The sequence below is a fragment of the Pseudomonas sp. rhizo25 genome (assembly GCF_031931935.1).
GTDB lineage: Bacteria > Pseudomonadota > Gammaproteobacteria > Pseudomonadales > Pseudomonadaceae > Aquipseudomonas > Aquipseudomonas synxantha.
On record NZ_JAUJXA010000004.1, the window covers coordinates 276,566 to 289,239 of the forward strand.

General features: G+C 60.6%; 10 protein-coding genes and 1 pseudogene. 4 read left to right on the forward strand and 7 right to left on the reverse strand.

Annotated elements, in window-relative coordinates; genetic code table 11:
* Positions 1–92: 92 nt before the first annotated feature.
* Positions 93–527, reverse strand: a complete 435-nt coding sequence (gene trxC / locus QZR30_RS11165; RefSeq protein WP_046070588.1) for a thioredoxin TrxC — start codon at positions 525–527, stop codon at positions 93–95.
* 222 nt (positions 528–749) lie between these two features.
* Between trxC and QZR30_RS11170 the strand changes: the two genes are divergently transcribed.
* Both QZR30_RS11170 and QZR30_RS11175 read left to right on the forward strand, forming a co-directional pair.
* The gene (locus QZR30_RS11170; protein WP_043047206.1) at positions 750–1,046 is read left to right on the forward strand and encodes a type II toxin-antitoxin system HigB family toxin; all 297 of its coding nucleotides are present in this window, start codon (positions 750–752) and stop codon (positions 1,044–1,046) included.
* Positions 1,043–1,444: a helix-turn-helix domain-containing protein gene (locus tag QZR30_RS11175; RefSeq protein WP_046070589.1), complete on the forward strand. Its 402-nt coding sequence runs from the start codon at positions 1,043–1,045 to the stop codon at positions 1,442–1,444. Before QZR30_RS11170 ends, QZR30_RS11175 begins: the two co-directional genes overlap by 4 nt.
* Before the next feature lie 4 nt (positions 1,445–1,448).
* Here the strand turns inward: QZR30_RS11175 and selO are convergent, their stop codons facing one another.
* From selO to QZR30_RS28025, 5 genes and pseudogenes are all read right to left on the reverse strand, one after another.
* Entirely contained in the window at positions 1,449–2,912 is a 1,464-nt protein-coding gene (gene selO, locus QZR30_RS11180) for a protein adenylyltransferase SelO (protein WP_046070590.1), read from the reverse strand.
* A 48-nt stretch (positions 2,913–2,960) separates the two neighbouring features.
* The gene (gene mscK / locus QZR30_RS11185; RefSeq protein WP_311903306.1) at positions 2,961–6,344 is read right to left on the reverse strand and encodes a mechanosensitive channel MscK; all 3,384 of its coding nucleotides are present in this window, start codon (positions 6,342–6,344) and stop codon (positions 2,961–2,963) included.
* 49 nt (positions 6,345–6,393) lie between these two features.
* A complete protein-coding gene (locus QZR30_RS11190; RefSeq protein ID WP_005784108.1) occupies positions 6,394–8,136 on the reverse strand; it encodes a potassium/proton antiporter in 1,743 nt (580 codons plus the stop codon).
* Positions 8,137–8,388: 252 nt separating this feature from the next.
* On the reverse strand, positions 8,389–9,261 hold the full coding sequence (locus tag QZR30_RS28020; protein ID WP_442967536.1) for a methyl-accepting chemotaxis protein: 873 nt from the start codon (positions 9,259–9,261) through the stop codon (positions 8,389–8,391).
* Positions 9,262–9,291: 30 nt separating this feature from the next.
* Positions 9,292–10,044, reverse strand: a pseudogene (locus QZR30_RS28025) (MCP four helix bundle domain-containing protein); the annotation flags it as partial.
* Positions 10,045–10,291: 247 nt separating this feature from the next.
* On the opposite strand from QZR30_RS28025, the gene QZR30_RS11200 reads away from it, so the two are divergent.
* Positions 10,292–10,522, forward strand: coding sequence for a hypothetical protein (locus tag QZR30_RS11200; protein WP_003187970.1), 231 nt, complete (start codon positions 10,292–10,294; stop codon positions 10,520–10,522).
* Entirely contained in the window at positions 10,519–10,812 is a 294-nt protein-coding gene (locus tag QZR30_RS11205) for a cell division protein ZapA (protein WP_043047201.1), read from the forward strand. Before QZR30_RS11200 ends, QZR30_RS11205 begins: the two co-directional genes overlap by 4 nt.
* Here QZR30_RS11205 and QZR30_RS11210 read toward each other — a convergent pair.
* Complete coding sequence (locus tag QZR30_RS11210) at positions 10,809–12,611, reverse strand: acyl-CoA dehydrogenase (RefSeq protein WP_311903308.1); 1,803 nt, start codon at positions 12,609–12,611, stop codon at positions 10,809–10,811. The two genes, QZR30_RS11205 and QZR30_RS11210, sit on opposite strands and share 4 nt — an antisense overlap.
* Positions 12,612–12,674: the final 63 nt, after the last annotated feature.

Consider the following 12,674-nt stretch of genomic DNA (forward strand, 5'->3'; position numbering starts at 1 on the left):
AGCGGTGTGTCAGCCAATCCATGTGGTGACTGACACACTGCATCGGGGGCAAGCCCCCTCCCACACTGTCCGGTGTTGTGCTGATGATCTGGTTATACGCCCTGGCTACGCAACCAGCTCATCAACTGCGGCAACGGGAATGCCCCACTCTGGCGCGCCACTTCGCGTCCGTTCTTGAACAGAATCAAACTGGGAATCGAACGAATCTCCAACTGCGCCGACAGCTGCTGATTGGCCTCGCTGTCCAGCTTCGCCAACCGGCACTTACCTTCCAGCTGCCCGGCGGCCTGCTCGAATACCGGCGCAAACGACTTGCACGGCCCACACCAAGCCGCCCACACATCCACCAGCAACGGCAAATCGCCCTTGATCTGGCTGGCATAGTCGCCTTGTTTCAATTCAAAGGGCTTGTTCAACAACACCGGCTGCTTGCAACGCCCGCATTTGGGCGCATCACCCAGACGTTCGCCGGGGATGCGGTTGAGACCGTTGCAATGAGGGCAGGGGATTACAAGTGGTTCGGACATCGGAGGCTCCTGGAGTCTGGCCAATAGATGTATTTGGTGCCGGGAGTGGGGTTTATCAAGGTTAGATACAGCGACTTATTCGCTCACATTTTCGCCCGCTCCGGGATGATTCGTGTAGCTAGGCTTTTTGTTGTGCGCCACCGGTCTGTTTGCGGCTATAGCAAATTGCGATAGTTCGAATTCAGGTTTAACCTTCATAGCAAGATGCGATAAGGACGTTGCATGCGAGTCATCAGTGAAAGCAGGATCTGGGAAGCAAAGGGAAAATGGCCGCGCTCGGCAACGGCTCTGGATCAGTGGTATCGCGTGATCAAGCGCAACGCCCCCAAGGACTTTGCTGCGATGAAAGCCATGTTTCCAGCCACGGACAAGGTAGGTGAATTTCATGTGTTTGATATTGGCGGTAACAAGCTGAGGTTGATTGCGTCGGTGCAGTATCGAATGCAGCGCGTTTACATCAAGCACCTGCTTGACCATCGCGATTATGAGAAGGACAAATGGAAGGAAAAAATCAGATGAGCGCACTTATGCGAGTGGCGGCAGAGCACTGGCAATTCGTTTCGCCTGTGCTGCGCAAGCCGGAAAACGAGGCAGACTACGACGCACTGGTGTGCGGTTTGGATGAGTTGTTGAGCCTGGTGGGTGAAGACGAGGACAGCCCGCTGATGAGCCTGGTCGACATTCTGAGCGACTGGATCGAAGCTTATGATCGCGAGCATCGCCCAATGCCCGTCGCCAGCGGGGTCGATGTGCTGCGCTACATGATGCGCGAGCACAACCTCACCCAGAGCGACCTTCCGGGGGTTGGGGCGCAATCAGTCGTCTCTGAGGTATTGAGCGGAAAACGCCAGCTCAACGTGCGCCAGATTCGTTGGCTGGCCGAGCGTTTTGGGGTGTCTGTGGAGACCTTTATCTAAGAGGTCAAGACGAACAACTGATCTCCAAATGCTTGCCCCAATCCGGCGGCCGCTGCGCGTATTGCTCCATCCCCGCTTGTTCCTCAAACGGTTTGGAAAGCACCTCATGCAGCCGTCGCACTTCGCTGTAGTCCCCCGCCTCGGCGGCGGCGATGGCGTTTTGTGCCAGGTAGTTGCGCAGGATGTACAGCGGGTTCACCGCATGCATGCGCCCACGGCGCTGCTCCTGAGTGTAATCCCCGTCCCGCGCAACACGAGCTATGTACCGCTCGGCCCAGGCATCGAACCCAGCCAGGTCGACAAAGTCGTCGCGCAACCGCTTCACTGCAAGCTCCGCGGACTCATCGCCCAGGCGCCGGAAGAACAGCGTGTAGTCCACGCCACTGTTCTGCATCAGCTTGAGCAAGCCTTCCACCAGTTTCTGGTCATCGTCTTCGGCAGTGGTCAGCCCCAGCCGGCGGCGCATCAGGTCCAGGTAATGGGCCTGGTAGAACGGCAGGTACAGGCCAAGTGCCTCTTTCAAGGCGTCGACGCTGATAAACGGCGTAAGCGCCTGGGCCAATGCGCTGAGGTTCCACTGCCCGATCGGCACTTGGTTGCTGAAGGAATAACGCCCTTCATGGTCGGAATGGTTACAGATGAAGTGCGCGTCGAAATCATCGAGAAACGCAAACGGCCCGAAGTCAAAAGTAATGCCCAGGATCGACATGTTATCGGTGTTCATCACCCCGTGGCAGAAGCCATACGCCTGCCATTTGGCGATCATCTCGGCATTGCGCTCGACGATTTCGCGGAACATCGCCAGGTACGGTTCAGGCTGCTCGCGGCACTCGGGGTAGTGCAGGTTCAGCACGTGCTTGGCCAGCTCGGCCTGCTGTTCGGGCTTCTTGGTGTAGTAGAAGTACTCAAAATGCCCGAAGCGGATATGGCTCTGGGCCAGGCGCAGAACCATGGCGCCACGCTCCTGTTTTTCACGCCATACCGGGGTGCTCGAGCCGATAACGCACAGGGCGCGGCTGCTGGGGATGCCCAGTGCATGCAGGGCTTCAGAGGCAAGGAATTCTCGGATCGATGAGCGCAATACTGCACGCCCGTCGCCCATGCGCGAGTAAGGCGTCATGCCAGCGCCTTTGAGGTGCAAATCCCAATGTTCGCCGGCCTGGTTGTAGACCTCGCCCAGCAACAATCCGCGGCCATCGCCCAATTGCGGGGTGTAACCGCCAAACTGATGCCCGGAATAGACCATCGCCCGAGGTTCTGCCTCGGCCCACAACTTGTGGCCGCCAAACAGCTCGGCAAATACCGGTGTTTCGGCTACGGCCGGGTCGAGGTCAAGCAGGGCCATGGCGGCCTTGCTGGCCACCACCAGGCGCGGTTCGTCCAGCGGCTCTGGCAGCACGTGAGTTGAGAACGCGTCGCCCAGGCGTGCGAAGCGGTTGTCGAAGGTCAGTTCGTCGAGGGCTTTCACCGGCCATCTCCAGCAGAATGTCCGAGTATTCTGCTGGGGATAGGGCGTTTAGTCGAGTTTGCTCGGTGGCGGCTCCGGCGCATCCACCACTTTGCCTGCGGGAGGCTCCGGTGCGTCGGGCTTGTCGACGGGCTCGACGATGGTCTTGCGCTCGTCCTCGGCCGGCACCAGTTTGTACTCCTGGCCGTGGAGGTTTTTCAGGTAGATCTCCATCTGCCTGAACGAGATGTTGATGTGCTGTTTCTTGAACTCACGGTTGATAAAGCGGTTGACCTCGTCCAGCACCGGGTTGCGGTCGCCCAGGTCGCGTACGTGCATGCGCAACTCGTGGTCCAGGGTGCTTTCGCCGAAGTTGAGGAAGTACACGTGGGGTTCGGGCTCTTTCAGTACCCGTGGGTTTTCCCGTGCGGCTTTGAGTAACAATTCCTTCACCAGGTCCAGGTCCGAGCCGTAGTCCACCCCGAGTTTGAGGGTCACCCGAGTGATGGTGTCGGTCAGCGACCAGTTGATCAGTTGCCCGGTAATGAAGGTTTTGTTCGGGACGATGATGTCCTTGTTGTCGAAGTCGGTGATGGTGGTGGCGCGAATGCGGATCTTGCTCACCGTTCCCGACAGGTTGCCGATGGTGATGGTATCGCCAATGCGCACCGGGCGTTCGAACAGGATCATGATGCCGGAGATGAAGTTGGCGAAGATCTCCTGCATACCGAAACCGAGGCCCACCGACAGCGCGGCCACCAGCCATTGCAGCTTGTCCCAGCTCACACCGAGGGTGGAGAGCGTGGTCACAAAGCCCACGCCGGCAATGATGTAGGACAGCAAGGTGGTGGTGGCGTAGGCGCTGCCCTGGGCCAGGTCGAGCTTGGACAGCACCAGTACTTCCAGCAGGCCGGGCAGGTTGCGCGCCAGGGCGAAGGTGATGCCGATGATGATCGAGGCGCCCAGCAGGTCGCCGATGCTGATGGGCACCATGCTGATATTCGCGCCCGTGCCGCTGGTGTATTCGTACAGGGTGACGTTATCCAGGTATGAGAATACCGAGATCAGATCCGACCACACCCAATACAACGCCGCGATGAAGCCGCCGAGCAGGGCCAGTCGGATCAGGCGCAAGGATTGTTCATTGACTTTTTCGATGTCCAGTGTCGGCTCTTCCACCACGGCTTCGCCTTCACCGGCGTCCTTGGCGGCCTGGCGTTTGGCCAGGGCCCGGGCGTAGGCCAAACGCCGGGCGGCGACGCTTAGCCAGCGTACGAAGGTGGCCTCGATCACCAGCCAGAACATCAGCAAGTACAGGGTGTTGATCAGCCGGTCGCTGAGTTTCAGTGCGGTGTAGTAGTAGCCAAAGCACACGGCAATAAACAGCGCGACCGGCAGGGCGGTGAACAGCAGCCCGATGGCCTTACGAAACAGTGAGGCTTTTTCGTGGGTCGGGCTGTTGAGCAGCAGGCGGCTCAGCAACCATGCCATCAGCGCGTAGCAGGTGAGCACTACGGCGATGCCCAGAACGTCTTCGGCCAGTGCCGCCGGCTGATGTTCGGCAATCGCAACCACGGCCACCAAGGCCAATACCACGAGGCCGAGCTTGCGCACCCAGCCTTGCAGGAACTCGACTTGGGGCTTTTCCCAACGAAAGTGCAGTTCGGCTACGCCGCCCGGCGCCAGGATCCGGTAGGCGGTGTAGAACACCAGCCACGCCTGGGCGATCTGCAGCAGGGCCGAGCCCAGGTTGGCGTTTTGCCCGCGGGCGTCAATCTGCAGCGCATAGCCGCACAGCGCCAGGCCCAGGGCCACCGGCATGGCCAGCAGGACATTGATCAGGATGGCCTGGGGCGTGTGCCACTGGCTGTCGCGCTTGAAGTGGCCGATGTCCAGGTGCACCTTCTTCAGCCGTACATACAGCGCATTACGGCGCCACAATAGCGCGCCGATCAGCAGCAGCAACGGCAGGAACAGCAGCGGGCGTTGGGTGAGGCCGTCATACAACTCGCTGACGCTGGACGCCCAGGGCAAGGTGGTGACCTGCTTGCTCAAGTGAGCCGGCACGGTTTCCAGCCACTCGGTGTCCAACGGCTTGTTGCTCGGGATCCAGAACATCTGTTCGTCGAGCGTCGCCCGCAGGGTGGTGGCGGTGCTGAGCAGTTGTTTCTGGTTCAGTTGCAGGGTGATGGATTCATTGAGCAGTGCGCTCAACTCGCGGCTCAGGCGTTCCAGCAGGTCACTGCGGGTGATCGCCAGCTCCAGCAAGGTACGCCGCAGTTGCGGGGTGACTTCATCCGGCGGCTGGTCGGCCAGCAGCTTATCCACGTAGGCACTGGGGGAGCTGATCAGCTCGCGCTGCTGGTTGACCTCGAACTGGTACAGGCGAATGTTGGCGATATCGTCGGCCAGGTCACGGTCGACGGTAAGGCGTGGCAGGGCCTGTTTCTGCTTATACAGAATCTTGGACAGCAGCAGGCTGCCCTTGAGCACGTTGATCTGCTCGTCCAGGGCCGAATCGCTCTGGGTCACGGTGTCCAGTTGCTGCTTGGTCTGCAGGTTTTTCTGGGTCAAATCGTTGAGGCGGTCGGTGCTTTTGAGCAGGTAATCGGAGAGCTTGAGGTTCGCCGCGCTTTCCGTGGCCAACAGGCTGCTGCCACCGGCTTTCTGCGCTTCGATGGACTGTTGGGTGACGGTCTGTTGGGATTGGGCCAGGCGTTTCTGGTTGATCAGGGTTTGCAGGTCCTGGATTTCCTGCTCCAGGCGCGCGGTTTTCTCCTGGATCAGGTCATGCTGGCTGTTGCCCAGGTCTTGCAGTTGGCTGTTGCCGGCCAATTCCTGGCGGCGTAGGGGGATCAGTGCATTCAGGGCCGCCAGTTCAGCGTTCAACTGGTTGCGCTGGTCGCCGCTGAGAGCCTTGCCATTGTCTTTGCCGAGTTTGAGCGTGGCGTTGATCTGCTGGATGCGCGTCTGGCTGCTGCTGATTTCGGTCTGGGCGCGCTCGGGGCGGGTCTGTGCGGCGATGGTCAGGCTGTTGGCCTCGGCCAGCTCTTTTTGCAGATCGCCTTGCTGGGTGGTGCGTTGTACCAGCAATTGCTCGAGCTGCGGCACCGGCAGGGTGGCGTAGCGTTGGGCCACCGGGATGACCTTGGTGGCCTTGAGCCGGGTCAGCTCGCGTTGGTTCTCGGTGGTCTGGCGCGGAGCCTCTTCCAGCTGGCGCTTGAGGTCGGCCAGGCGTTGTTCGTAATCCTGCTTGTTGCCCAGGTAGGTCAGGGTCTGCTGCAGGATCGCCTGCAACGCCTTCATGTCGGCGTCGGGCAGCTTGCGATCGGGCAGTTTATCCAGGTTTTGCTGGATGGCGTCGGCGCTGGGCGGGTCGGCGGCGTATACGCTGCCGACACAAAGGGTCAAGCCCAGCAGGGCAGTGGCGAGAAAAGTGCGCAGGGTTGGCATAGAGACCGGTCTTGCAAGGTGAAGAATCGGGGCGTTATTGCCCCGCAGTTTAGAGGAAGAGTCCGGGGCCCGGGCGACTTCCTTCGGGGAATCTGACGCCGACTTTGCCAATCTTGTTCCCGTCCATGACCGCGACGGTCCAGATGGTGTTGTTCCATTCCACCTGGTCGCCCACTACCGGCGCGCCGCCGACCTTCTGGGTAATGAAGCGGCTCAATGGCATGTCCGGGTCGATACCCTCCAGCTTGAGCCCGTACAGGGCCGAAACCGCGCCCAGCTGGGCATCGCCTTCGAGCACGAAGTCGCCGAAGAAGCGCAGGTCGAGGCCCCGTTGGGGTGCCTGGCTGAACAGTTTGCCAAGGGCCGGCAGGTTGTGTTCGTGGCCGATCACACAGAGCAGATCGTCGACTTCAAGCACCGTACTACCCGACGGATGGAGCAGTTGCTGGCCCCGGAACAGCGCGGCGATGCGCGTGCCTTCGGGCATTTTCAGCTCGCGCAGGGCCGCGCCGATGCACCATTTTTCCGCGCCCAGGCGGTAGACGAACAGCTCCCACTCGCTGGTGACGTGCACTTCCAGGGCGGCCCGGGAAATCGGGGCTGGGTCCGGCGGTACGGTGACCTTGAGCAGCTTGGCCACCCACGGCAGGCTCGTGCCCTGCACCAGCAGCGACACCAGCACGATAAAGAACGCCAGGTTGAAGTACAGCTGCGCATGGGGCAGGCCGGCCATCAGCGGGAACACCGCGAGGATGATCGGCACCGCGCCGCGCAGGCCGACCCAGGCGATAAAGGCTTTTTCGCGCCCGTGGAAGGCCTTGAACGGCAACAGCCCGACCATCACCGACAACGGCCGCGCAAACAGGATCATCCACAGCGCCAGGCCCAGGGCTGGCAGGGCGATGGGCAGCAGGTCATGGGGCGTGACCAACAGGCCCAGCACCAGGAACATGCCGATCTGCGCCAGCCAGGCCATGCCATCGAGCATATGCAAAATGCCATGGCGGCTGCGCACCGGGCGGTTGCCAATCACCAGCCCGCACAGGTACACGGCCAGGAAGCCGCTGCCGTGCAGGGCGTTGGTCAGGGCGAAGACGAACAGGCCGCCGGCGATCACCAGGATCGGATACAGGCCGTTGGCCAGGTTGATACGGTTGACCAATTGCAACATCAGCCAGCCGCCGCCCAGGCCCACCAGGCCGCCGATGCCGAATTCGCGGATAAGGTGCGTCAGCAGGCTCCAGTGCAGGCCGGTCTGGCCGCTGGCGAGCATGTCGATCAGGGTGACGGTGAGGAACACCGCCATCGGGTCGTTGCTGCCGGATTCGATTTCCAGGCTGGCGCTGACCCGTTCGTTGAGGCCCTTGCCGCCCAGCAGCGAGAACACCGCTGCAGCGTCCGTGGAGCCGACGATGGCGCCGATCAGCAAGCCCTGGATGATATTGAGGTCGAACAGCCAGGCCGCGGCCATGCCCGTGAGGCCGGTGGTAATCAACACCCCCACCGTAGCCAGGGACAAGGCCGGCCACAGCGCCACACGGAAGCTCGCCACCCGTGTGCGCAACCCGCCGTCGAGCAGGATCACGGCCAGGGCGAGGTTGCCCACCAGGTAGGCGGTCGGGTAGTTATCGAAAATGATGCCGCCGCCATCGACGCCGGCGGTCATGCCCACGGCCAGGATGATCACCAAAATCGGGATACCCAGGCGGGACGAAAGGGAGCTCACCAGAATGCTCGCACTCACCAGCAACGCGCCGATCAAGAACAGGCTGTTGATGGTCGTCGCATTCAAAGGCAGTACTCCAGAGCAGGGAAGACGGGGCGCAAACTGACCATGCAGTCTGCGTGCCAGGGATTCTAACCTGTTGAAATGCTGCGCTGTCAAAAAGCTTTTTCTGATTTGCGCAAAAGCAAATGTGGAAGGTGTAGGAGCGAGCTTGCTCGCGAAAAACTCCCAGGCGCCACGTTTATTCAGGACGCGCGCGTTATCGTTGGCGTTTTTCGCGAGCAAGCTCGCTCCTAGAAAGGGGGGCGGGCTTCAGGGTTATAGACGGAAGCGGCCTACCATCCCGTTCAGGTCCACCGCCAGGCGCGACAATTCGCTGCTCGCGGCGCTGGTCTGGCCGGCGCCCGTAGCGGATTGCACCGACAGATCACGAATGTTCACCAGGTTACGGTCCACTTCCCGCGCCACTTGCGCCTGCTCTTCCGCCGCGCTGGCGATGACGAGGTTGCGCTCGTTGATCTCGACAATCGCGGTGTTGATGGTATCCAGCGACATGCCCGCGCCCTTGGCAATGTTCAGCGTCGACTCGGCCCGCTCGGTGCTGTTGCGCATCGAATCGACTGCGTGCTCAGTACCGGTCTGGATGCTGCCGATCATGCGCTCGATCTCGCTGGTGGATTGCTGGGTGCGATGGGCCAGGGCCCGCACTTCATCCGCCACTACGGCGAAACCGCGCCCGGCTTCCCCGGCCCGTGCGGCTTCAATTGCTGCGTTCAGGGCCAGCAGGTTGGTCTGGTCAGCCAGGCCGCGAATCACGTCCAGCACCTTGCCGATATCCCGCGATTCATTGGCCAGGTCGCCAATCAGCGAGGCGGTGGCTTGTACGTCGGCGCTCATGCGTTCGATGGCACTGACGGTTTCCTGCACCAGGTCACGACCATCACCGGCGGAGGTGGTGGCGTTGCGCGAGGCTTCGGAAGTGCTGACCGCATTGCGCGCGACTTCTTCCACGGCGCTGGTCATCTCATTGACGGCGGTGGCCGCCTGTTCGATTTCATTGTTTTGCTGGGTCAGGCCACGGGCGCTTTCGTCGGTGACGGCGTTCAGCTCCTCGGCAGCAGAGGCCAGTTGCGTGGCGGAGCCGGCGATGTGTTGCAGGGTGTCGCGCAGCTTGTTTTGCATCTTGGCCATGGCGGCCAGCAGGCGACCGGCTTCGTCGTTGCCGTCTACGGTGATCGGGCGCGTCAGGTTACCTTCGGCCACTTCTTCGGCGGCTTCAAGCGCTCGGGCGATGGGCAGGGTGATGCTGCGGGTCAGCAGCCAGGCGAACAACACGGTCAGCGCCGTGGCAACCACCAGCAGGCCCACTACCAGGTCAAAGGCCATTTCGTACTGGTCTTTGGCTTGCTGGTTGGTGGCGTTGGCGTCGTCGTTGTTGATATCCAGCAAACGGGTCAATACGGCGTTGACCTGCTCGGAGTTGCTCAGCAACTCGGTGTTCAGCAAGTTGCGCAGCTCGTCGATCTGATTGGCGCGCGACAGGCTCTTCATGCGCTCTTCAATCTGGTGGTACTGGCCCAGCAGGCGCACGTACTCGTCGTAGGCGTTGCGTTCTTGCGTACTGGTGATGAGTTTTTCGTAGACGCCCTGGGCCGTGCGAATCTGCTGATTGCGCAACTCAAAGGCTTCCAGGGTTTTTTGCTGCACCTCAGGCTCGCGGTTGGTCAGCAAACGGTACGACAACACGCGCAAGCGCAGGGTCAGCTGGGTGAACTCGTCGAGGGCACGAATGCTGGGTACGCTGGCCGAGGTGATGTCTTCGGTGGCTACGCGGATCTTGCTCATCTGGTTCAGGGCGAACACACCGAGCAACAACATCAGGGCGCCAATAAACGCGAAGCCGAGGAAGGCCCTCGGGGCGATATTCATATTACGAAGAGACATGCTGGAATCCTGGGGAGAAGCGCGATCCATGCGGCCATGGGACGAGGTGTGCCTGCCTTATCGGCCATGGGACTAAAGTCTTAAGGGGCCGCGCGCTTTTGTCGCATCTGACGAGGGGTTGGGACGATTCAGGAACCAGATCGGGTAAATGCAGTCACTAAGGCTCGAAAGTGCGGCCCGCCCCTGGATAATCGGGCCGCACGCCGGGGATAACCCTGGCATCCGAGGTGAATTTTCTTTATCGTCACCGCCCTTTTTAAATGCCCGAGAAATCAAAATGTTAGAAGCATCCCTCAGCCAATTGGAACAACTGGTCAGCGACCTCGTACAGCAGAATCAAGAGCTGCTGGGCAGCAACGAATCCCTCAAGGCCGAACTGGCCCGTGCCAAGGATGAAAACGACAGCCTGCAACTGAACCTGATGGAGCAGGAAGAAAAGCACGGCGCCACCGCCGCTCGCATCCAGGCACTGGTTGAGCGTGTGAGCGCAGGGCCTGTCAGCGCATGAATGAAGGGATAAAGGTCGTTTCGATTCTCGGAGAGGATTACTCGATCAAGGCACCGGCCGGCGAAGATCAGACCCTGATGCACGCTGTGACCATGCTCAAGGCTTCCCTGGCAGTGACCAAGAAAAAGTACCCGACCCTGATCGGTGACAAATTATTGGTATTGGCCGCGCTGAACCTGTGCGCCGAGCAGATCGAAATGCAGCAAGCGCACCAGCAGGAACTCGACCGTTACCAAGAGCAAGTCAGCGCCACGGTTGATGTGATTTCCAAGGTGATCGGGCAGCCCTAGAACCAGTCGTCTTGCATCCCCAGGCACGTATCGTCGCGTGCCTCCAGAATCGCCAGTTCATGATGGCAGCCTGGTACTTCCCACGTCAGAAAGTACCGGGCAGCCTGGAGCTTGCCCTTATAGAAGGCCACATCGGCTGCATTGCCTTTGACCAGCCCTTCTTCGGCGCGGATCGCCTGTTCCAGCCAGCGCCAGCCGATCACCGTATGCCCGAACACCTTCAAGTACAGTGCCGAGTTCGCCAGGCTGCGGTTGACCTTGCCCTGGGCGAGATCGGTCAGCAGGCCAATGGTGACGCTTTGCAGTCGATTAACCAGTTGCTCCAATGGCTCCCTTAGTGCCGTAAGTGACGGGTGCTGCTGCGCCCGTGCACCGGTCTCGGCGATCAAGCGAATCAACTGTTTCAAACCGGCTCCACCGTTCTGTGCCAATTTGCGCCCGAGCAAGTCGAGGGACTGGATACCGTGGGTGCCTTCGTGGATCGGGTTCAAGCGGTTATCGCGATAGTACTGCTCCACCGGGTATTCGCGGGTGTAGCCATGGCCGCCGAGGATCTGGATCGCCAGTTCGTTGGCCTTGAGGCAAAACTCCGACGGCCAGGATTTGACGATAGGCGTGAGCAGATCGAGCAGTTCGTGGGCTTGTTTGCGCTCGACGTCGGAGGGCAGGGTGGTGGTGTCATCGAACAGCCGCGCCGCGTACAGACCGAGGTCGAAGGCGCCTTCCACATAGGCTTTCTGGGTCAGCAGCATGCGCTTGATGTCGGCGTGCTGGATGATCGACACCGGCGCGGTGCTCGGGTCCTTGCTGTCCGGCAGACGGCCCTGTGGGCGTTCGCGGGCGTACTCCAGCGAGTAAAGGTAGCCGGCGTAACCGAGCATCACCGCGCCCATGCCCACGCCGATGCGCGCCTCATTCATCATTTGGAACATGCAACTCAAACCCTGGTGGGGTTTGCCCACCAGATAGCCGACACAGTCACCGTTATCCCCGAAGTTCAGCGCGGTGGACGTGGTGCCGCGCCAGCCCATCTTGTGAAACAGCCCGGCCAGCAACACATCGTTGCGAGCGCCCAGGCTACCGTCATCGTTGACCAGGAACTTAGGCACGATAAACAGCGAAATACCTTTCACGCCGGCAGGGGCATCGGGCAGCTTGGCCAGCACCATATGCACGATGTTTTCCGACAGCGAGTGGTCACCGCCGGAGATGAAGATCTTGTTGCCCTTGAGTCGATAACTGCCGTCAGCCGCAGGTTCAGCGCGGGTACGAATATCCGATAGGGATGAACCAGCATGGGGCTCGGTCAGGGCCATGGTTCCGAAGAAACGTCCTTCGATCATCGGTTGCAGAAAGCGTTGTTTCTGCTCTTCGGTGCCGAAGCTTTCGATCAGGTTGGCGGCGCCCATGGTCAGGAACGGGTAGGAGGTCGATGCGGCGTTGGCCGATTGGAAGTGGGCGAAGCACGCCTGGGACAACAGTGTCGGCAGTTGCATGCCACCGGCTTCGAAACTGCGTGCGGCGTTGAGGAAACCGGCTTCCAGGAAGGCATCTACGGCGGGTTTGACCTCCGGAATCAGGATGGCCTGGCCGTCTTCATAGCGCGGTTCGTTTTCATCATTCTTGCGGTTGTGGGGGGCGAAGTACTTTTCGGCGATGTTGCGTGCGGTGCTAATGGCTGCATCGAAGGTTTCGCGATTGTGTTCGGCAAACCGCTCGCGCTGGGTCAGGCCCTCGGCATCGAGGACTTCATACAGCTCGAAAGCCAGATTGCGGGAACTGAGCAGCGACTCGGACATGGCGGCTTACCTTTGGAGGAATTGGCCTGAGTCTAAGCGCGTGAATATAGGCTGGATAGCAAG

Bases quoted from the DNA above. Each gene is read 5' to 3' on its own strand.
- trxC (WP_046070588.1), bottom strand. From the start codon at position 527: ATGTCCGAACCACTTGTAATCCCCTGCCCTCATTGCAACGGTCTCAAC.
- QZR30_RS11170 (WP_043047206.1), top strand. From the start codon at position 750: ATGCGAGTCATCAGTGAAAGCAGGATCTGGGAAGCAAAGGGAAAATGG.
- QZR30_RS11175 (WP_046070589.1), top strand. From the start codon at position 1,043: ATGAGCGCACTTATGCGAGTGGCGGCAGAGCACTGGCAATTCGTTTCG.
- mscK (WP_311903306.1), bottom strand. From the start codon at position 6,344: ATGCCAACCCTGCGCACTTTTCTCGCCACTGCCCTGCTGGGCTTGACC.
- QZR30_RS28020 (WP_442967536.1), bottom strand. From the start codon at position 9,261: ATGGCCAAGATGCAAAACAAGCTGCGCGACACCCTGCAACACATCGCC.
- QZR30_RS11200 (WP_003187970.1), top strand. From the start codon at position 10,292: ATGTTAGAAGCATCCCTCAGCCAATTGGAACAACTGGTCAGCGACCTC.
- QZR30_RS11205 (WP_043047201.1), top strand. From the start codon at position 10,519: ATGAATGAAGGGATAAAGGTCGTTTCGATTCTCGGAGAGGATTACTCG.
- QZR30_RS11210 (WP_311903308.1), bottom strand. From the start codon at position 12,611: ATGTCCGAGTCGCTGCTCAGTTCCCGCAATCTGGCTTTCGAGCTGTAT.